Raw genomic sequence first — 20,395 nt, forward strand, 5'->3', positions numbered from 1 at the left:
CGTGACGGGCGGGCCGGCCCGCCGTCCTGCCCGTCCGGCCGACGGGCCGGTACGCGGACGGCGGGGGCCCACCCCTTGGTGGAGCCGGCGGCGGTGCGACCGCCGGTGTGCCGGCTACGCGGACTCGTTGCCGGCCGATCCGTTGATCCGGTCGATCGCCTGCCGGGCCTGCTCCGCGGGCGGGCGGGGCGGCAGCGAGGAGACCGAGGAGACCGTCGCGGACGCGGTCACCGCGGGCGGGGTCTGAACCGGCTTCGCGTGCGCCGCCGGGCGGGAGGACCGCAGACGATGGCTGACGGCCTCGTCCAGGGTCACGGGCCGCTGCATCCGGGCCGCGAGCCGTCCGGCCTCCTGGCCGAGCGCGGCCACGTCCTCCCACGGGAGGTGCAGCACCAGGGCGATTTCCGCCTCGCCGTCGGGCAGAGCATGCATCGGAGGAGTAACTCGGTCGCTCATGGCCTGTGTCCTCACGTCTTCACGTCGTCGCGTCGTCGTACCCCGCCGCGCCGGGGGCGCGGCGCGGGGGGCTGAGAAGACATACGGCCGCGGGGGCACAAGTGTTCAGTGCGCCCGGCGGGAACCGTTCCGGCGGGTCCACCGTCCGGGTGCAGGACCGGGCCGGGTGCGGCGCGGATTCACCCCGCCCTGCGAGGGCAGTAGTTCCTCGTGGTCATTCCCGTCCATGACGTGAACCCGGTGCGGCGCACGCCCTATGTGACGTACGCGCTGATCGCCGCCAATGTGCTCGTCTTCCTCTACACCCCCGGTCTCGCCGGGTCGGTGGCGGGCGACAGCGCCCTGTCGCAGCTGTGCCATCTGCACGCGTTCATGGACCACTACGCGGCCGTGCCGCAGGAACTGATCCACCATCGGATGCCCCGGCTGGTGCCGACCGGCGAAGTCGGCGCCGGGCCGCACGGATCGGGCTGTGCGCTGGCCCCGCCGGGCTACGCCAAGTCGCCGCCGCTGTCGGTGCTCACGGCGATGTTCCTGCACGGCAGCTGGCTGCACCTGCTGGGCAACATGCTCTTCCTGCTGATCTTCGGCAACAACATCGAGGACCGGCTCGGACATGTGCGCTTCACGCTGTTCTACGTGGCCTGCGGCTTCGCGGCGGCGTACGGCTTCGCCCTGGTGAACCAGGACTCGGGCGACCCGCTGATCGGCGCCTCGGGGGCGATCGCCGGGGTCCTCGGGGCGTATCTCGTGCTGTATCCGAGAGCCAGGGTCTGGGTCCTCGTCCCGTTCCTGGTGTTCCTGCCGCTCCGGCTGCCCGCGTGGCTCGTGCTGGGCTTCTGGTTCGTGCTCCAGGCGGCGTACTCGTCCGGCGCCGCCGTGCCCGCGGCCGGGACCGTGGCGTACGCGGCGCACGTCGTCGGCTTCCTGGCCGGGATGCTCCTGGCCTGGCCGCTGCGTCAGGGCACCCCCCCACCGCCCGAACCGCGCCGTCTGCTGTGGGGCAGACAGGCGCGGCACGGCTGGTGAACGGGCGGGAGACGGGCTGTCAGCGGACCGCCGGGGACGGCTTCTAGCGGACGGTCCGCGTGTGGACGTACTCCACCAGACGGCTCAGCGCGTCCGGGTCCATGCTCGGCATGACTCCGTGCCCGAGGTTGAAGACGTGGCCTTCGAGGCCGGCGGCGGCGGCGAGCACCTCGCGGGTCTTCGCCTCGACGGCCTCGGTGGAGGCGAACAGGACCGCGGGGTCGAGGTTGCCCTGGAGCGCCTTGCCGGGGCCGACACGGCGGGCGGCCTCGTCGAGCGGGACGCGCCAGTCGACGCCGACGACGTCCGCGCCGGCCTCACCCATGAGGCCGAGCAGTTCGCCGGTGCCGACACCGAAGTGGATACGCGGCACGCCGTACGAGGCGACGGCGTCGAAGACCTTCGCCGAGGCGGGCATCACGGAGCGGCGGTAGTCGGCCGGGGCCAGGGCGCCGACCCAGGAGTCGAAGAGCTGGACGGCGCTGACGCCGGCCTCGATCTGCACCTTCAGGAAGGCGGAGGTGATCTCGGCGAGGCGGTCGAGCAGATCGGCCCACAGCTGTGGGTCGTTGTACATCAGCGCCTTGGTGTGCTCGTGGTTCTTGGACGGACCGCCCTCCACGAGGTAACTCGCGAGGGTGAAAGGCGCGCCCGCGAAACCGATGAGCGGGGTCTCGCCGAGTTCGGCCGTCAGGAGCCCGATCGCCTCGGTGACGTACCAGACGTCCTCGGGGGTCAGATCACGCAGTTGGGCCAGGTCGGCACGGCTGCGGATCGGGTTCTGGACGACCGGGCCGACGCCCGGCTTGATGTCCAGGTCGACGCCGATGGCCTTCAGCGGGACCACGATGTCGCTGAAGTAGATCGCGGCGTCCACGTGGTGCCTGCGGACCGGCTGGAGCGTGATCTCGGCGACCAGGTCGGGCCGCATGCAGGACTCCAGCATGGGGATGCCCTCGCGCACCTTGAGGTACTCGGGCAGTGAGCGGCCGGCCTGCCGCATGAACCACACGGGCGTGTGCGGCACGGGCTCGCGCCTGCACGCCTTGAGGAAGGCGGACTCGTACGTGGCTGTCGGCTGCTGCCCGGCGGGGCTGTGGTTGGCGCTCACGACGGAAAGTCTCCCACGCTCCGCGGACGCCCCCGTCCCGGGCTCCGCCGCGCCCGCCGCCCCGGCCCGGGTCCCGCGGACGGCCCGTCCGCGGAGCGGTGTCCGCGTGGCGCGATCCGGACAGGGGTCCCACGCACGGGTGTCTCTCCCTGCGCGCGGGCTCCGTTCCCCTTAATCTTCCCGGCATGGCTGCGGCTCAGGGACGACTGTCGGACGGCGCTGGCGGAATGGACGACGCGAGGGAGAAGGAGGGGGACAGGAATGCGGCGGAGACGGCCCCGGGGCCCTTCCGGGCGGCCGTCGACGCACTACGGGCCGCCCGGCTGCGACCGGACATCGAGATCGACCCGACACGACCACCGCAGCGCCTGGCTCCGTACGCGTACGCGCTGGAGGCCGCGGTCGTCGCCGACGACGAGGACCTGGCCGACGGCCGCCTCGTCCTGCTGCACGACCCGGCCGGGCACGACGCCTGGCAGGGCTCCTTCCGTCTGGTGACCCTGGTCCGCGCGGAGCTGGAGCCGGAGATGGCCGCCGATCCCCTGCTCCCCGAGGTCTGCTGGTCATGGCTGACCGGCGCGCTCCAGGCCCGGGGTCTGTCGTACGGCGAGCCGAGCGGCACCGTGACGCGCGCGAGCTCGCACTACTTCGGCGGGCTCGCGGAGCGTCCGGCCGCCTCGCAGATCGAGATCCGCGCGTCGTGGACGCCCCGGGAGGGACTCGGCGGCGTACCGGACACCGCCGCGCACCTCGCCGGCTGGTGCGACCTGCTGTGCCAGGTCGCCGGACTGCCGCCGGTGACTCCGGGTGACGCCTCGGTCGTCACCCTGCCGCAGCGCCGTGGACCACAGTCCCGCTGACCGCCACGAGGGCGCGCGCCGACGCGCGCGCCCTTTCCTTTTCCTTACCGGCCGAATGTCGTTACGACCACTTTCGGCCGCGTATTGACGCTGAACGACCCGGAACGACCCGGAACGACTCGGTTCGATCTTCGGATGATCGATCGCCTGTCCGAATTGAACGGATTGTTACTCACCCCATCGTGATCATTCTCTAAAGGTCCACAGGTTTGATGCCGAAGACGTCTGTGACCTTGAAAGCACGGTTCGTCCTGGCTCGCCCCCCAGAGCCGGCCCCGTCCCGCCCCCCAGGAGGCCTGGTGTCCGTTCTCCTCGAGCAGCCCGCAAGCCTGGTCGCCTACCGCCCGAACAAGCCGACCGCCATGGTGGTCGTGGCAGACCCCCGGGTCCGTTCCACCGTCACCCGCCATCTGTGGGCGCTCGGAGTGCGCGACGTCATCGAGGCGTCGTCCGTCGCGGAGGCCCGTCCCCGAATCGGCAACCCGCGTGACATCTGCGTCGCCGACGTCCATCTGCCGGACGGTTCCGGCCTCACCCTCCTCTCCGAAACCCGAGCCGCGGGCTGGCCCAACGGCCTCGCCCTCTCCGCCGCCGACGACATCGGCGCCGTACGCAACGCCCTCGCGGGCGGCGTCAAGGGCTATGTCGTCACCGGCACCCGCACGAACGTCGGGCTCCCCACCCGGCCCGGCGCCGCGCCCATCGGCTCGGCCGCCGCCCGTATGCACCGCCGCCCCCCGGGTGCCCCGAGCCACCCGGGCGGCTACCGCGAACTGTCCGGACGGGAGGTCGAGGTCCTTCGACTGGTCGCGGAGGGCCAGTCGAACAAGGCCATCGGCGTCTCCATGGGCCTGTCCGCGCTGACCGTCAAGAGCCACCTCGCCCGCATCGCGCGCAAGCTCGGCACGGGCGACCGCGCCGGAATGGTCGCGGTGGCCCTGCGGACCGGAATCATCCACTGACCCCGCCTCGCACCACTCCCCCGGCACCGGGCGGCCCCCGGGTCTCCTGACCGCTTCCCCTCGCGAGTGAACCGTGTCTTGCCCTCACCTGACTGGTTTACGACCATCCGACGCCCGTCGACGGAACGTTCCGTCGACGGGCGTCGTCCATCCACGGATACCCTTGACAGGTGACCGACGCCCAAGAGACCGCAGCAGACAGCTCACTGCGAACCACCGGAGGCGGCCCTCCGGACGACGTCGAATCGGCGCCGACCCCTTTGCTGGAGCCCCGAGAAGGCATCCCGCCGGTGATCACCGACGAGGCCGCGCTCGCCGAGGTGATCGCCGCCTTCGCCGCCGGCACCGGCCCGGTGGCGGTCGACGCCGAGCGCGCGTCCGGCTACCGCTACGGCCAGCGCGCCTACTTGGTGCAGCTGCGCCGCGAGGGCGCCGGCAGCGCGCTCATCGACCCCGTCGCCTGTCCCGACCTCTCCGGCCTCGGCGAGGCCGTCTCCGGGGCCGAATGGGTGCTGCACGCCGCCACCCAGGACCTGCCCTGCCTCCGCGGCATAGGCATGATCCCCACCACCCTCTTCGACACGGAGCTGGCCGGACGCCTGGCCGGGTTCCCCCGGGTGGGCCTCGGTGCCATGGTCGAGAGCGTCCTCGGCTTCGTCCTGGAGAAGGGACACTCCGCCGTCGACTGGTCCACCCGCCCGCTGCCCGAGCCCTGGCTGCGCTACGCCGCGCTCGACGTGGAGCTGCTGGTCGACCTGCGCGACGCCCTGGAGAAGGAGCTCGACCGGCAGGGCAAGCTGGAATGGGCCCGGCAGGAGTTCGACGCCATCGCCCAGGCCGAGCCCGCGCCGCCGCGCAAGGACCCCTGGCGCCGTACGTCCGGGATGCACAAGGTGCGCCGGCGCCGCCAGATGGCCGTCGTCCGGGAGCTGTGGGAGACCCGGGACCGGATCGCGCAGCGCCGGGACATCTCGCCGGGCAAGGTGCTCGGGGACGCGGCGATCGTCGAGGCGGCGCTCGCCGTCCCCGTCAACCTGCACGCCCTGGCCGCCCTGAACGGCTTCGGGCACCGCATGGGCCGGCGCCAGCTGGAGCAGTGGCAGGCCGCGGTCGACCGCGCGAGGGAACTGCCGGACGCCGAGCTGCCGCAGCCCGGACAGCCGGTGACCGGGCCGCCCCCGCCGCGGGCCTGGGCCGACAAGGACCCGGCGGCCGCCGCCCGGCTCTCCGCCGCACGCGCCGGGGTGTCGGCACTGGCCGAGCGGCTCACCATGCCCCAGGAGAACCTGATCACCCCGGACACCGTGCGGCGCGTGTGCTGGGAGCCGCCCAGGACGCCGGACGCGGAGTCCGTGGGCGCGGCGCTCACCGCCTGCGGCGCGCGGCCCTGGCAGGTCGAGCTGGTCACTCCGGCACTGGTGACAGCCCTTTCGGTGAAGGCGCCCTAGGCTGTTTGGCCCGATGACCCGGGCGGTGCCAGACCGCCGGGGTCGTCGGGACCGACCGGTCATCGGGACCGTCCGAGCCAACGGTCCGTGGGGACGGCAGGGTCTAGGGGCCTACGGGCCTACGGGCCTACGGGCCTACGGGATCATCGGGTCCGCCCGAACCGCCGGGAGCACCGGGAGCACCGGGAACATCAGGTCCACCGGGAGCACCAGGACCGTCCGGGACCATCCGGTCCACGCCGAACGGGTCCCCGACACGAAACCGACCCGCCGAACGGGGATCGAGATCACGCCAAGATCCTGGGCCAGCCGGAGGCGCGGCCCCTCCCCCGGACCTTCCGCCACGCGGCCCTCGTCGAGCAGGGTCGCGCAGGCCGGAAGCCCGCGCGCGGACCGGGCGTCACGGCCCCCGTCGCGGTCAGCGCCAGGGCGAGCCAGGAGCGGCGTCCCCGTGCCGGACGCCCCCGGGCACGCGGCCGGGCCGGAACACGTAGGCCTTCCGGATGTGACCTTCGCCGCTCCCGCGCCCGGGACTGGGCAGGTTGGTTACTCGTAAGTAGCATGGGTGCTGAGCGCGCGCTCAGGCGTGTGTCCGCGCAGCAGTGCCATCCCGCATCTGGAGGAGAGCCATCGTGCCTCGTACCGTCAGGGACGTCGTCTTCGTCGACGGCGTCCGCACCCCGTTCGGCAAGGCGGGCCCGAAGGGCATCTACCACGAGACCCGCGCCGACGACCTCGTCGTGAAGGCCATCCGGGAGCTGCTGCGCCGCAACCCCGGTCTTGACACCAAGAAGATCGACGAGGTCGCCATCGCCGCGACCACGCAGATCGGTGACCAGGGTCTGACCCTCGGCCGCACGGCCGGCATCCTCGCCGGACTGCCGCAGTCGGTCCCGGGCTACTCCATCGACCGTATGTGCGCGGGCGCGCTGACCGCCGTCACCAGCGTCGCGGGCTCCATCGGCTTCGGCGCGTACGACGTCGTCATCGCCGGCGGTGTCGAGCACATGGGCCGTCACCCCATGGGCGAGGGCGTGGACCCGAACCCGCGCTTCGTGAGCGAGAAGCTGGTCGACGAGTCCGCCCTGTTCATGGGCATGACCGCCGAGAACCTGCACGACCGCTACCCGACCATCACCAAGCAGCGCGCCGACGAGTACGCGGTGCGCTCGCAGGAGAAGGCCGCCAAGGCGTACGCCAACGGCAAGATCCAGCAGGACCTGGTGCCGATCTCGGTGCGCAACACCAACCCGGACGCCGGTGAGACGGGCTGGGGCCTGGTCACCGCCGACGAGCCGATGCGCCCGGGCACCACCCTGGAGAACCTCGCCGGTCTGAAGACCCCGTTCCGCGTCCACGGCCGGGTCACCGCCGGCAACGCGGCCGGTCTGAACGACGGCGCCACCGCGTCGATCATCGCGTCCGAGGACTTCGCCCGCGAGAACGGCCTGCCGGTCAAGATGCGCCTGGTCTCGTACGCCTTCGCGGGCGTCGAGCCGGAGGTCATGGGCTACGGCCCGATCCCCGCCACCGAGAAGGCCCTGGCCCAGGCCGGTCTGTCGATCGAGGACATCAACCTCTTCGAGATCAACGAGGCCTTCGCCGTCCAGGTGCTCGCCTTCCTCGAGCACTACGGCATCGCCGACGACGACGCGCGCGTCAACCAGTACGGCGGCGCCATCGCCTACGGCCACCCCCTCGCCTCCTCCGGCGTCCGTCTGATGACGCAGCTGGCCCGCCAGTTCGAGGAGCAGCCGGAGGTCCGTTACGGCCTCACCACCATGTGCGTCGGCTTCGGCATGGGCGCCACGGTGATCTGGGAGAACCCGCACCACAAGGACGCCGGAGGCGACAAGTGAGCACCGCTGAACTCCTCAAGGGAGCGGCCGAGCTGTTCCCCGACGAGGTCGTGACCTCGGCGAACGTACGCCACCTCGACCTGCCGTTCGGTGCCGGGCGCTTCGCGCTCATCACCCTCGACAACGGCTTCGACCACACCAAGCCGACCACCTTCGGCCCGGCGTCGCTGGCGAACCTGGACACCGCCATCGACCAGGTCGAGCGGGAGGCCGCGGCCGGCGAGATCGTCGGTATCGGTGTCACCGGCAAGCCGTTCATCTTCGCGGTCGGCGCCGACCTCAAGGGTGTCGAGCTGCTGAAGCGGCACGAGGACGCGCTCGCCATCGGCAAGGGCGGCCACGAGGTCTTCAAGCGTCTGTCGGGCCTCGCGGTCCCGACCTTCGCGTACTACAACGGCGCGGCGATGGGCGGTGGCGTCGAGGTCGGTCTGCACTGCTCGTACCGGACCGTCTCCGCGGCCCTGCCGGCCTTCTCGCTGCCCGAGGTCTTCCTCGGTCTGGTCCCCGGCTGGGGCGGCTGCACGATCCTGCCGAACCTGATCGGCGCGGACAAGGCCGTCTCGGTGATCATCGAGAACTCGCTCAACCAGAACAAGCAGCTCAAGGGCGGTCAGGTCTACGACCTCGGCATCGCCGACGCGCTCTTCGAGGGTGCGGACTTCCTGGAGCAGTCGCTGCTGTGGACGGCCGCCGTCCTCAAGGGCGAGATCGCCGTCGAGCGCCCGGAGATCGACCGCGGCGAGGCCTGGGACCAGGCCGTCGCGCGGGGCCGGTTCATCGCCGACAGCAAGGTGCACGGGGCCGCCCCGGCCGCCTACCGCGCGCTGGACATCATCGCCGCGGCCAAGGACGGCGACCTCCAGAAGGGCTACGACGCCGAGGACGTGGCGCTCGCCGACCTGATCATGGGTGGCGAACTGCGCTCCGGCATCTACGCCTTCAACCTGGTCCAGAAGCGCGGCAAGCGTCCGGCCGGCGCGCCGGACAAGTCCCTCGCGCGTCCGGTCACCAAGGTGGGCGTCGTCGGCGCGGGCCTGATGGCCTCGCAGCTGGCCCTGCTCTTCCTGCGCCGCCTGGAGGTGCCGGTCGTCCTCACGGACATCGACCAGGAGCGCGTCGACAAGGGTGTGGGCTACGTCCACGCCGAGATCGACAAGCTGCTGCTCAAGGGCCGCGTCAACCGGGACAAGGCCAACCGCCTCAAGGCCCTGGTCTCCGGTGTGCTGGACAAGGCGGACGGGTTCTCCGACGCGGACTTCGTCATCGAGGCCGTCTTCGAGGAGATCGGCGTCAAGCAGCAGGTGTTCGCGGAGGTCGAGGCGGTCGCCCCGGCGCACGCGATCTTCGCCACCAACACCTCCTCGCTGTCGGTCACCGAGATGGCGTCGAAGCTGAAGAACCCCGAGCGGGTCGTCGGCTTCCACTTCTTCAACCCGGTCGCGATCCTCCCGCTCCTGGAGATCGTGCGCGGCGAGCAGACGGACGACGCCTCGCTGGCCACGGCGTTCGCCGTCGCCAAGAAGCTGAAGAAGACCGCGGTCCTCACCAAGGACGCCCCGGCGTTCGTCGTGAACCGCATCCTGACCCGCTTCATGGGCGAGATCCAGAACGTCATCGACGAGGGCACCCCGGTCGAGGTCGCCGAGAAGGCCATCGAGCCGCTCGGCCTGCCGATGTCCCCGCTGGTCCTCCTGGAGCTGGTCGGTCCCGCGATCGGTCTGCACGTCTCGGAGACCCTCAACCGGGCCTTCCCGGACCGCTTCACGGTCTCCCCGAACCTCGCGACCGTCGTCAAGGCGGGCAAGCGCGGCTTCTACGTCTACGACTCCGGCAAGCCGGAGCTGGACCCCGAGGTGGCGGCTCTCCTCAAGCAGGGCGACGTCGTCCTGAGCGAGGAGCAGGTTCGGGTCCGTGTCCTCGACGCGGTCGCCCAGGAGATCGGGCTCATGCTCGACGAGGGCGTCGTCGCCGAGGCCCAGGACATCGACCTCTGCCTGATCACCGGCGCGGGCTGGCCCTTCCACCTGGGCGGCATCACGCCGTACCTGGACCGCGAGGGCGTCTCGGAACGCGCGACGGGCAAGCGTTTCCTGGAGCAGGGCGTGGCGTCGGTTCCGGCGTAACGGCCTACGACTGAAAGGGGGCCTCCCGGAATCCGGGAGGCCCCCTTTGTCGTCTGCACGGCCCCTGGGAGCGTGCCGTCGGCTCAGGAGGTAACACCGTGGTAAGCGGCTTGGGCCGTCGTGGCCACGGCGTGCGCCACGGTGAAGGAAAGCCTGGGCGCCGGGAACTCGGCACCCGAGGCGTCCACCGCGAAGACGTCGACGATGTGCGTGCCCACGCTCCACTGCCGGCCCGAATCCCATGACCAAAGGCCGTCCGGGGCAACCGCCGTGCGGCCCAGCAGCTTCCCGTTCTCGCGGAAGCCGACCTGGGCGGAGCCACCCGCGGAGCCGGTGAAGACGACCCGCGGGTTCAGGACCGGTTCGTGCGCGACGGGTTCCAGCACCACGGGGGCGGTGGCGCCCGGCCCGACCGCGGACAGCATCGCGCCGCCGTTCCGTGCCGGAGGCGTGGCCGGGGTCACGGAAGTCGCGCGAATGCCGTCCACCGCCGTGAAGCGGAGTTCGGTACGGCGGGACTGGAACCCTGCCGAGTCCACGCCGTACAGCTTCACCACATGTTCGCCCGGGCTCCAGTCCCTTCCCAGCTCCCAGGACCAGGCACCATCGGCGGTCACATCGGTCCGGCCGAGGTATTTGCCCTGTTCCCACAGAACCACGCGTGCGGCGCCCGGAGCACGGCCCTCGAACCGGACGGCGTGCCTGCCCACTTGGGCCCGCAGCCCGGGTGCAGTGACCGACGGGGGCGGGAACTCGGCCCCGCGCATGATGGCCGTGGCGGCCAGGTAGGAGTCGATGGCGGACCGGTCGCGGTCCGGCTCCTCGAACCCGTTGCGCACGAGGCCCAGCCGTGGCGCGATGCCGTCGATCAGAAAGTTGACCAGGCCCATCAGCATGGGGACGTTGCGTCCCGTGACCTGGGCATGGTCGGTGATGTGCGGCGAGTCGCTCAGGACGAAGTTGAAGTTCTCATAGTGCTGGAACAAGCCGAGGAACGGCTCGACCTGGACCGGATACTGGTCATCCTGAGGTGAGGAGAGCACGTAGATGTTGGCGGTCGGATTGGCGCCGGAGCGCACCAGGTCGGGGATGAGCGAGTCCACGATCTGCAAATTCTCCTCCGGTACACCCTCACCGAGCATGTACCGGGCGGTACCGGGACGCTCGTTCTTCACATACGTGCCGATCGCGAACTGGGGCACGACGGCGACGATGTTCCGGAATTCGTACTTGAGACCGAAGTAGAGGGCGGCACTGCCGCCCTTCGAACCGCCCCACAGCGTCACGGAGTCCGTGGTGAGGTCGAGGGCTCCCATCACCTTCCGGATGAGCGCGACGACAGATCGCTCCAGACCGAAGTCCATCTCCTTGCAGAGGTAGTAGGTCTGGTTTCCCTCAAAACTGTCCCGAATCCACAGGATGTTCGCGCGGACCTTGTCGAACACTCCGTTGGACCAGCCGTAGTCGGACGGTGCGGAGAAGTTGGCGAAGACGACAAGCAGGTGCCGGTTGCCCTTCTGGCCATGCGTGAACCGGTATTCGACCGGGAACGTCCCTGCTGTTTCGATGCCGGTGAGCAGCTGCCTACCGCTGGAGGGTGCTGGAGACATGGGCTGAATCAACTCCTGAGGTGTGTTCCGGTTCACCGGCCGGGGATGGATATGACACCAAAGGCGATGGTCGCGGGCGGGGACACCTCTCCCGCCCCGTTCGCCGCGACGACTTCGACGGTGTGCGCACCGGGGAGCCAGTTGTGGTCCGCGTTCCAGAGCCAGCGGCCGTCATGAGCGACCGGGCAGGAGCCCAGCAGGACGCCGTTCTCCCGGAAGCCGACGTGGGTGGCGGCATTGGAGGCGCCGGTGAAGCGAAGACTGGTGGCGAGAACTTGCTGGCCGGGCTCCGGGGTGTGCAGCAGAGGAGGCAGCAGAGTCACCCGAGCCCCCGCGGCGTCGAAGTACTGCTCCGTTGCCGTGCTCTCCGGTGCCTGCGGGGCGGCGATCCGGTCCGCCGTCGTGAACGTCGCGTCGATGCGGGCGGACTGGATCCCGTTCCGGTCGACGGCGAAGAGCCGTACCGTGTGCTCGCCGGTGCTCCAGGGCTCCCTGCGCTGCCAGGTCCAATCGCCCTCGGGGCCGACGGGTGCGGAGGCCAGGTAGTCGCCGTTCTCCCAGATGCTGACGCGTACCGCCTCCGGTGCCCGACCGGTGAAGGAGACGCCGGTCACGAGCAGGGAATCGTGCGGGAGCGGTGTGGTGACCACCGGCGGCGCGAGCCAGTCCTGCACGATCGAGGTGGCGTTGAGGAATCCGGTGATGCCCGACCGGTCGGCGTCGGGCTCCTCGTAGCCGTGCCGGGCGATGCCCAGCCTCGGACTGATGCCCTCCACGAGAAGGCCCGCGATACCCAGCAGTGGAGGGGTGTTGCGCTGGGTTACCTTGCCGTGGCCGGTGATGTGCGGGGACTCGCTGAAGAGGAAGTTGAAGTTCGGGTACCGCTGGAGCAGTCCCAGGTACGGTTCGATCTGAGTGGCGTACTGCTCGTCCTGCGGCGAGGACACCAGGTAGATGTGGGCGTCCGGATTGACGTCGGAAGCCAACAGGTCGGGCAGGACCGAGTCGAGGAGCCGGACCCTGTCCTCGGGCATCGCCTTGCCGAGCATGCGCCGGCCGGTATGGGGATACATGTCGCGGACGAAGCTGCCGATCCGCAAATGCGGAACGCTGGCGACGATGTTGCGGAAGCCGTGGCGCAGTCCGAAGTAGAGGGCCGCGCTGCCACCCTTCGAGCTGCCCCACAGCGTCACGTCGCCGGGGGTCAGCCCAAGGGCCTTCATCACCCTCTGGATGAGCCCTGTCACGGAGTGCTCGACCCCGAAGTCCCCGTCTCTGCAGAGGTAGTAGCTGTTGCCGCCGTCGAACCGGTCGCGAATCCAGAGAATGTTGGAGCGCAGGTCGTCGAGGGCGCCGTTGGACCAGCCGTAGTCGTCCGGCGCGTGGACGTCGGCGAAGACGACTGTGAGATGCCGGTTGCCGCCCAGCGCGTGGGCGAACCGGTACTCCACGGGATAGGCGCCGGAGGCGTCGATCCCCCGGATGACCTGGCGTCCCTTGGCGGCTGATTCAGACATTGTGCGCTTTTCCTTGTCCTTGAGAATGTGTGATGTCTGGTCCGAGGGCGCGTCGAAGCGGTCCCTGACCACAGCGACCTGGAACACATGTGAGGTGTGGTGCGGCGGAGATGCGTGGCCGGCGGCAGGACGCCGAAGAGCGGTCGCCGGGTCTCCTCGCCATCGCCGCTGAGGCGCGGTGATCTTCGCGCAGGAGACCTGCGGCACCGAACGGCACTCCACACGAAGGGCCTTGGGCCGGTTCTGGCACGCAGCGGCCCTCCCGACGCGACCGGACGGGCAGCGCCCTTCCCGTCCTCAGGCCCTGGGCGGATACACCGAGGGCCTGAGGCCGGAGGCGGGCACGGTCATGGGTGATGCGGCCGTAGGGGTTACACGACCATGCCGTCGACGAAGCTGTCCCGGGGAACCTGGCTGCCCACGCCGTCCCGCCGCACGGGCTGGCTGGGCAGGGCGTTCATGTGCTGGTCGGAGCCCTGCTCCACCGGAGTCCGCGTCGGCGTGAACCAGCGCTCGGCCTTCCAGCCGATTGGCATGAGGGGGCGTCCCTGGTGACGGGTGTCCGCGGAGCTCACCGCGGGGGCCCACGCCTCTTCGGGAGCGAGGTCGCCTCCGGCGATCAGCATCCGGTCCGCCAGGCGAGCCGCGGCGAAGCCGTCGTCGAGGTCGCAGAACTCCTGCTGGAACCGGCGGTAGCGCTCGGCGTAGGCGTCCTGGATCCGGTCGATGTCCCGGATCGCGCTCACCAGGTCCTCGGAGGTGTCCACCAGGGGTCCGGGGGCCCTGCGTTCGAAGTCGAAGTAGAAGCCGCGCAGGGTGTCGCGGTAGTGGTCCAGGTCGTAGGTGAAGAACAGGATCGGGCGACCGGTGTTGACGTAGTCGAACATGAGGGACGAGTAGTCCGTGATCATCACGTCGGTGATCAAGGACAGGTCGGCCATGTCCGGGTAGTCGGAGACGTCGAACACGAAGCCGTCACCGGCTCCGGGGACCGGGTCCACCACGTTGGGATGACGACGCACCAGGAGGACATGGTCGGCTCCCAGTCGGGCGCGCGCGTCCTCCAGATCGACGCGGAAGTCCAGCTTGTACTTGCCGGGCGCGTAGAACTGGTCGTCGCGCCAGGTCGGCGCGTACATCACGACCCTCTTGCCATCGGGCAGTCCGAGACGGCGGCGGATCTCCCGCTCCTGCTGTTCCGTGCCGGGCTTGCGCAGGATGTCGTTGCGCGGGTAGCCGCACTCGACCATCTCGCCCGGGAATCCGAAGGCGCGCTTGAGGATCGGTGTGGAGAAGCTGTTCGGCGAGACCAGCATGTCCCAGTTCTGCACCTCCTTCTCGACCCGTTCCAGATAGCGCTGGTCAGCGAAGTGGATGGCCTCGATGTCGTGGCCGATCTTCTTCAGCGGGGTGCCGTGCCAGGTCTGTACGACGATCTGGCCGTCACGCTTCTGGAACCAGTCGGGCAGGTGATTGTTGGCGACCACGTAACGGCTGGTGGCCAGCGCCTCGTACCACTGCGGGGACCACATGCGCACGGGTGTGGCGGTCGACGGGACCTGGACCTGGTCGTCGCGCACGACCCACAGGTGTTCGAGGTCGAGGCCCCGGCGCACCAGTTCCTCGTGCAGGGCGCGCGGGCTGTCCGAGTACTGGGTGCCCTTGAAGGCGTCCAGGAGGATCGCGGGTCGCACCTTCTCGCGGCGTGCGACCGGGTACTCCTTGGTGCGGAGCACCTTCTGGCGGTAGGGGCCGCGGGCGTGGTCCGGCATGGCGGAGTGGACGAGGAGGGAGAGCCGGTCGTACGCCTCGGCCTGGAGTTCGTAACGGCGTTCGTCCGCCTCGTACTCCTCCGGGAAGGCGGCGACGATCTTCTGCTCGATCTTCACCATGAGGTCTTCGAGCCTGTCCTCGCGGGCCACCGCGGACAGGTCCTGGCGCCGAAGGAAGAAGTCCCAGCGTCCGGACGCGAGCGGGATGTCGCCGGCCAGGGTGCGCATGGCGGCCGGCGTCAGGACGGACCGGAACTCGTTGCCGTCCCACTGGACGGGGACGGGACGTTCGGCACCGTGGGCGCGCGAGCGGACCACGAGGTGGGCGTCGCGGTACTCGCGCTCGGTGAGCCGATCGGCGGCGAGATAACGGCCGGTGATCTCCAGAGAGCCGTTCTCGTGCCAGGCGAAGCCCGTGACCGTGGGCAGGGTGGCGCGTTCGAAGAGCACCAGGTAGCCGGAGCCGTTGCGGTGAACGACGAGTTCACGGTCGCCCTCGCGGGTCTGGAGCGGGGCGGGCATGCGGTAGTGCCCGTCGAACATCTGCTCCGCGGCCACCGGGTAGATGGTCGACTTGCGGCCCTCGACGTAGAACGTGGTCTTCCAGCCGTTGCTGCCCATGCTCCAGGACTGGGGCACCTCCACGCCGGACACGGCGTCGGCGCGGTATCCCGGCACCAGGACGCGCAACGGGATCCGGGCGGTGAAGGTGCACCAGCCATCGCCGCCGGGCCAGAAGTGGACCTTGGCGTCATGACGCCCGGCGCCGCTCATGCTGGTGACCCGGAGCTTGCCCCACTCCGGCACCCTGGCGCCGAGAAAGACACCGTTGATCTCCAGGTGGTCGCCGCTGACACGGTGGCCGGTGATCCGGCAGCGCACGACCTCCACGCGCAGCTTCAGCTTGCCCTGCAAGAACACCGGCAGAACACGGGTGTTGCGGTCGACGTAGCGGTACGGCGGGTTCGCGGCGGTTCCGGCACCGCCGCGGTCCATGCCTCGGTAGCGGAACAGCCCACGGCTGAGAACGCCGACGGCAACGTCCCACGTGCCCTCGGCCCACTCGCCCTTGCGCTTGAGCCGAGTGGTGTCGATCTGCGTCTCGAAACCGGCCCAGTCATAGCAGTAACGATTCTGCTGAGAGTGCTCGGTGGCCTGGGGCGCGTACGTGGTCTTCGCAGTGGCAAGAAGCATCCGCCCCTGCTTCTTGTTGCGCAGGGCGACCGCTTTCACCGACATGTGCTTCTTGTGCACATTGACGAAACGAACATAGGCCGCACCTGTGAGGGTGAGCAGCTCGCCGTCGTCGCTCCAGCGGGCGCCGCCGAGCGACCCGTGCAGCGAGAACTCCTTGTCCAGCCGGTACGCCTTCTTGTCGAGGCCGACCTCGCGGTCGCCGAGGTAGGGATAGTTCAGATAGCGGCGGAAGCGTCGCTGGACAGGCATCGGGCCGCCGAGCCGCTCGAACTGGACGACCTCCAGGAGCTCGGACAGCCGCCGTTCGCGCACCAGCAGCCACTTGACCCGGGCGTCGGCCGGCAGTTCGTCGATGATGGCGGGGTCGGCCTCGTCGAGGAACTCGTTGGCCCACTCCATGAAGGCCTGGCGGTACTCCTCATCGGCGTCCGGGAGCACCTTCAGATGGATCATCAGGTCGGACTTGAGACAGGCAAGGTCGTACTTGCGCTTGCTCTCCTCGTAGACGCGGGAGCGCCCCTCGGCGAGGAAACGACTCACGGACTGCACAGCGGCAACCCGGTCACGCAGGTTGGGCACCTCGGTGTGACGCTGGGTGATCGACGGGGCGGCACCACCCTCGCGGCGACGCCAGAAGTAGACGATGTCGGTGACGACGTCGACCTTGGCGGCCCGGAAATGGGCGTACATGTTGACCCAGGAGTCCTCGTAGAGGACACCCTCGGGGAACTTGATGAAGTGGCAGTCCCAGAAGGACCGCCGGAACAGCTTGTTCCACACCGTCCGGTCATAGATGAGCGCGTCGAACTTCGTGATGTGGGTGCCGCGTCGGTCCTTCTGCATCGGGCTCCGATGCAGGGGGGACTGCCACTTCTTGCTGGAGTTCATCATCTGCACGTTGCCGGAGACGAAGTCCGAGCCGGACTCCTGGAGGGTGCGCACCAGCAGCTCGTAGGCATATTCGGGAATGACGTCGTCACCGTCGACGAAGGCGATGAACTCGGCGTGCGGATGCATGGCCCGCAAACCGGCATTCCGGGCATGTCCGGGCCCCTGCGGCTCCTGCCTGATCAGCCGGAAGCGGGGGTCGGCGGCGCAGAACTCAGCCGCGATGCGCGTCGAACCATCGGTGGACCCGTCGTCGACGAGGATCACCTCGAAGTCGCGAAACGACTGACGTGCTATCGATTCCAGACATTCGGCGAGATAAGCCTCGACATCCTGAAATGGAACAATAACGCCAAGACGCGGACGATACGTCAAGTTCTACTCCTACCGGGGCAGTGCACCCAATGAGTCCATCGATCAGCTGACTGGGCACCCCCGTGACCCCGCGGGTCCGCAGCCCCCTACAGCGCGGACAACCGCCGTCCTCGTGAACTCGGATTCGAGCCCCCTGCACCGATGATCACAGGACCTCCACATTCTTAACCAACACCGCACCTTGGTCAAGAAGAGGCCATGCGATGTCCACCTGGGGTTCAGGACCAGGCCATCCCCCCTTAAAGCATGGTCATGGGGACACCTATAGTTCTCGCACTGCATCGCTTCGTATCAGTTGGGCCGGTTCCCCCTCCGGGCCCACAACTCCGCGTGCGCGGAGCTCGTGAGGAGAGGACCAAGTCCATGACGTACACCACCACGCCCGAAACCAGACAGAACGGCGAACCGGGCAAGACCGGACGGCCCGGCTCGGTACCGCGTAAGAGACGCCGGGGCCGCATCGTGCTGCTGACACTCCTGGTCCTGCTGCTGGCCGCCGGCGGTACCGGCTACTGGCTCTACAGCGGCCTCGACGGCAACATCAAGGGCATCGACCTCGACAAGGCGATCGGTGACGACCGGCCGGCGAAGCTGCCCACCTCCGGGCAGAACATCCTCGTCCTCGGATCGGACTCGCGCGCCGGTGCCAACGCCGCGCTCAAGACCGGCCATGTCTCCGGGGCGCGTTCCGACACCGCGCTGGTGATGCACATACCCGAGGGCCGGAAGAAGGCCGTCGCGGTCAGCATCCCGCGCGACACCCTGGTCACCCGCCCCACGTGCACCAGGGCGGACGGCACCACGGTCCCCTCAGCGCGGCGCGTCATGTTCAACTCCATCTACTCCCAGGTCGGTTCGGCCTGTGTGGTGAAGACGGTGGAGAAGATCACCGGCATCCGCATGGACCACTACATGGAGATCGACTTCGCCGGCTTCAAGGGCTTGGTCGACGCGATAGGCGGCGTGACCGTCAGCGTCGACAAGGACATCCACGACAGCTCCAGCGGCCTCGACCTCACCGCCGGAACGCACCGTCTGGACGGCACGCAGTCGCTGGAGTTCGTACGGACCCGGCACGGCATCGGCGACGGCAGCGACCTCGGACGCATCGGCCTCCAGCAGCGGTTCATGACCGCGCTGCTCTCGGAGATCAAGAAGCAGGACCTGCTGGGCAGCCCCACGAAGACGTACAAGATCGCCGACAGTCTGACCCAGGCGCTCACCACGGACTCCGACCTCGCCTCGCTCTCGGCGCTGGCGGAGTTCGGCCGCAGCATGAACGGCGTCGACCCGTCCACCATGGAGACCATCATGCTCCCGGTGGCCTACGACAAGGTCGACCCGAACCGGGTGGTGGCGGCCGAACCGCAGGCGTCGACGCTGTGGAAGGCGCTGCGGACCGACTCCGTGATCCCCGAGTCGGCGAAGAAGTCGCCCGCCACGGGCGGGAGTTCCTGACCCGACGCGAGGCACCGGGACGACGGGCGGCGGGTGGCGGCCAACCGCGGTGGCCCACCCGTCCGTTGGCCCGCTCCACCGCCGTACCGGCTCGCGGTACGGCGGTGTCGGCATGCCCCGACCGGACAGGGGCTGTACCGTTCGCGGGCTCGGGACCCTCGGTGTCAGACCGTCTGCCACGCCTCCAGCGCGATCCCCGGTTCGTCCTTGCGCCGGGTGACCCGGAGTTCGCCGGTGGCCGGTGAGAGCGTCGCGGCGACCACCCGGCCCCTCTCGTCCTCCGCCAGCGACAGCAGGGCGTCGGCGGGGAGTTGGGGACCCGACTCCGTCCACCACGCGCCCGCCGATTCGTCCTCGGTCGGATAGGCGGCGAAGGCCACCCGGCCGCTCGCCGCGCGCTGCGCGAGCAACGTGCAGTCGTGGCCGTCGAGTTCACAGCGGATGACACGGACGGGACCCGGGCCGGCCGAGGCCAGCAGCGCCACGGGCCTGGCCCCGGGACGCCAGGCGCACACGTCTCCCGCGTCGTCGGTGAAGAAGAGCGTGGTGGAACCGGTGGAGGTGGCGAGCGCCTGGAGGGTGTCCGGGCGGACCCGTGCCTCCAGCGCCTCGTCCAGCGCGGGCACCCCGCCCGGCTCCCCCTGGCTCCAGTGCAGTACGCCGCCCGCCACGGCCGCGTACAGCTCGACGCGGCCGGACATCCCGGTCACGGCCGCCAGATCGCCGCGGACGTCATGCCCCTTGAGATCGTGCCAGGACCCCCAACCGCCCTTCTCCTTCTGCGCGATCACGCTCACTCCGCCGGCGCTGTTGCGCACGAAGACATGGGCGCGCCCCTGCGCGTCGACCGCGACGGCGGGGTTGCCCGTCCGCTCCCTCGAGCGGTCCGGGTGTCCGATCGGGTTCCAGTCGAGGGCGGCGAGATCCGGCCGGAAGTGGGTCGAGTGGACGAGGCCCGCCTGGTCCTGCACGGTCGGGCGCCAGGAGACGAGATGGGTGTAGCGGTCGGGCCCCTGGCCCAGGGCCAGTACGGAGTGCAGGCGCTGGGCGCCCCCCACGGTGCGGGGAGGATCCCAGGGGCCGCCGGGTCCGTGCTCCGCCCGGCAGCGGACGGTGGCCTCCGACAGCAGGTACACACTGAGCCTGCCGTCGCGACCGCGTATGAGCCAGTCCACGTTCACCGTTTCACCTTAATCGCGGGCGGCCGGGGCGGTGACCTGGGGCATGCCCTCGCCGGGGCCACCCCGGTCACCGGCGCCGGGCCAACGGAGCACAGAGCACTCCGGCAGGATGAGGGCATGACGACTCCTCAGGATCCGCCGACGCTGCTCGTCGTGGACGGCGCCAATGTGGTGGGGTCCGTCCCCGACGGCTGGTGGCGGGACCGGCGTGGTGCCGCCGAGCGGCTCAGGGACCGGCTGGCCGGCCTCGCCGGACAGGGGCTGCCCGGCCACCCCGGCCCGCTGGAGATCGTCCTGGTGGTGGAGGGCGCGGCCCGCGGGGTGGACTCCGTCCCTGGGGTCCGGGTGGACGAGGCGCCGGGCAGCGGCGACGACCGCATGGTGGAGCTGGTGGCCGCGGCACGCGACCGTCCCTGTCTGGTGGTCACGGCCGACCGCGAACTGCGCCGCCGGGTCGGCGAACTGGGCGCCGAGGTCACGGGACCGCGCACGGTACGCCCCCGGGGCTGACACCGGACACGCGTCGGCCCCGTGCCGCGCGGCGGGTGC

General features: G+C 70.0%; 14 protein-coding genes. 8 read left to right on the forward strand and 6 right to left on the reverse strand.

Annotated elements, in window-relative coordinates; genetic code table 11:
- Positions 1-114: 114 nt before the first annotated feature.
- Positions 115-456 (reverse strand): hypothetical protein, encoded by a 342-nt coding sequence (locus ACZ4AA_RS14620; protein WP_467600988.1) that lies wholly within the window; start codon positions 454-456, stop codon positions 115-117.
- Between the two features lie 210 nt (positions 457-666).
- Here ACZ4AA_RS14620 and ACZ4AA_RS14625 point away from each other — a divergent pair, with 210 nt between their 5' ends.
- On the forward strand, positions 667-1,485 hold the full coding sequence (locus tag ACZ4AA_RS14625) for a rhomboid family intramembrane serine protease (protein ID WP_467600990.1): 819 nt from the start codon (positions 667-669) through the stop codon (positions 1,483-1,485).
- Positions 1,486-1,528: 43 nt separating this feature from the next.
- Here the strand turns inward: ACZ4AA_RS14625 and hemE are convergent, their stop codons facing one another.
- A complete protein-coding gene (hemE, locus tag ACZ4AA_RS14630) occupies positions 1,529-2,596 on the reverse strand; it encodes a uroporphyrinogen decarboxylase (RefSeq protein WP_467600992.1) in 1,068 nt (355 codons plus the stop codon).
- 185 nt (positions 2,597-2,781) lie between these two features.
- Between hemE and ACZ4AA_RS14635 the strand changes: the two genes are divergently transcribed.
- From ACZ4AA_RS14635 to ACZ4AA_RS14655, 5 genes are all read left to right on the forward strand, one after another.
- Positions 2,782-3,456 carry a DUF3000 domain-containing protein gene (locus ACZ4AA_RS14635; protein WP_467600994.1) on the forward strand — a complete coding sequence of 225 codons (675 nt, stop codon included), beginning with the start codon at positions 2,782-2,784 and terminating at the stop codon, positions 3,454-3,456.
- A 299-nt stretch (positions 3,457-3,755) separates the two neighbouring features.
- Positions 3,756-4,418 (forward strand): response regulator transcription factor, encoded by a 663-nt coding sequence (locus tag ACZ4AA_RS14640; RefSeq protein ID WP_019073943.1) that lies wholly within the window; start codon positions 3,756-3,758, stop codon positions 4,416-4,418.
- Positions 4,419-4,588: 170 nt separating this feature from the next.
- Positions 4,589-5,866, forward strand: coding sequence for a ribonuclease D (locus ACZ4AA_RS14645; RefSeq protein WP_467600996.1), 1,278 nt, complete (start codon positions 4,589-4,591; stop codon positions 5,864-5,866).
- 632 nt (positions 5,867-6,498) lie between these two features.
- Positions 6,499-7,725, forward strand: a complete 1,227-nt coding sequence (locus ACZ4AA_RS14650; RefSeq protein WP_467600999.1) for a thiolase family protein — start codon at positions 6,499-6,501, stop codon at positions 7,723-7,725.
- Positions 7,722-9,848 (forward strand): 3-hydroxyacyl-CoA dehydrogenase NAD-binding domain-containing protein, encoded by a 2,127-nt coding sequence (locus ACZ4AA_RS14655; RefSeq protein WP_467601001.1) that lies wholly within the window; start codon positions 7,722-7,724, stop codon positions 9,846-9,848. The genes ACZ4AA_RS14650 and ACZ4AA_RS14655 overlap by 4 nt, the downstream gene beginning before the upstream one ends.
- Positions 9,849-9,931: 83 nt before the next feature.
- Here ACZ4AA_RS14655 and ACZ4AA_RS14660 read toward each other — a convergent pair whose 3' ends face one another.
- The 3 genes from ACZ4AA_RS14660 to ACZ4AA_RS14670 form a co-directional block, all read right to left on the reverse strand.
- Positions 9,932-11,458, reverse strand: coding sequence for a hypothetical protein (locus ACZ4AA_RS14660; protein WP_467601003.1), 1,527 nt, complete (start codon positions 11,456-11,458; stop codon positions 9,932-9,934).
- 32 nt (positions 11,459-11,490) lie between these two features.
- Entirely contained in the window at positions 11,491-12,975 is a 1,485-nt protein-coding gene (locus tag ACZ4AA_RS14665; RefSeq protein ID WP_467601005.1) for a hypothetical protein, read from the reverse strand.
- A 371-nt stretch (positions 12,976-13,346) separates the two neighbouring features.
- On the reverse strand, positions 13,347-17,207 hold the full coding sequence (locus ACZ4AA_RS14670) for a bifunctional glycosyltransferase/CDP-glycerol:glycerophosphate glycerophosphotransferase (RefSeq protein WP_467601007.1): 3,861 nt from the start codon (positions 17,205-17,207) through the stop codon (positions 13,347-13,349).
- Between the two features lie 363 nt (positions 17,208-17,570).
- Between ACZ4AA_RS14670 and ACZ4AA_RS14675 the strand changes: the two genes are divergently transcribed.
- Positions 17,571-18,665 carry an LCP family protein gene (locus ACZ4AA_RS14675; RefSeq protein WP_467601009.1) on the forward strand — a complete coding sequence of 365 codons (1,095 nt, stop codon included), beginning with the start codon at positions 17,571-17,573 and terminating at the stop codon, positions 18,663-18,665.
- A gap of 164 nt (positions 18,666-18,829) precedes the next feature.
- On the opposite strand, the gene ACZ4AA_RS14680 is transcribed toward ACZ4AA_RS14675, so the two are convergent.
- Positions 18,830-19,846 carry a DUF8189 domain-containing protein gene (locus ACZ4AA_RS14680; protein ID WP_467601011.1) on the reverse strand — a complete coding sequence of 339 codons (1,017 nt, stop codon included), beginning with the start codon at positions 19,844-19,846 and terminating at the stop codon, positions 18,830-18,832.
- Between the two features lie 117 nt (positions 19,847-19,963).
- On the opposite strand from ACZ4AA_RS14680, the gene ACZ4AA_RS14685 reads away from it, so the two are divergent.
- Positions 19,964-20,356: a PIN domain-containing protein gene (locus tag ACZ4AA_RS14685; RefSeq protein WP_467601013.1), complete on the forward strand. Its 393-nt coding sequence runs from the start codon at positions 19,964-19,966 to the stop codon at positions 20,354-20,356.
- Positions 20,357-20,395: the final 39 nt, after the last annotated feature.

It is taken from the genome of Streptomyces sp. NPDC024698 (assembly GCF_055559015.1).

Bases quoted from the DNA above. Each gene is read 5' to 3' on its own strand.
- ACZ4AA_RS14620 (WP_467600988.1), bottom strand. From the start codon at position 456: ATGAGCGACCGAGTTACTCCTCCGATGCATGCTCTGCCCGACGGCGAG.
- ACZ4AA_RS14635 (WP_467600994.1), top strand. From the start codon at position 2,782: ATGGCTGCGGCTCAGGGACGACTGTCGGACGGCGCTGGCGGAATGGAC.
- ACZ4AA_RS14660 (WP_467601003.1), bottom strand. From the start codon at position 11,458: ATGTCTCCAGCACCCTCCAGCGGTAGGCAGCTGCTCACCGGCATCGAA.
- ACZ4AA_RS14665 (WP_467601005.1), bottom strand. From the start codon at position 12,975: ATGTCTGAATCAGCCGCCAAGGGACGCCAGGTCATCCGGGGGATCGAC.
- ACZ4AA_RS14675 (WP_467601009.1), top strand. From the start codon at position 17,571: ATGACGTACACCACCACGCCCGAAACCAGACAGAACGGCGAACCGGGC.
- ACZ4AA_RS14685 (WP_467601013.1), top strand. From the start codon at position 19,964: ATGACGACTCCTCAGGATCCGCCGACGCTGCTCGTCGTGGACGGCGCC.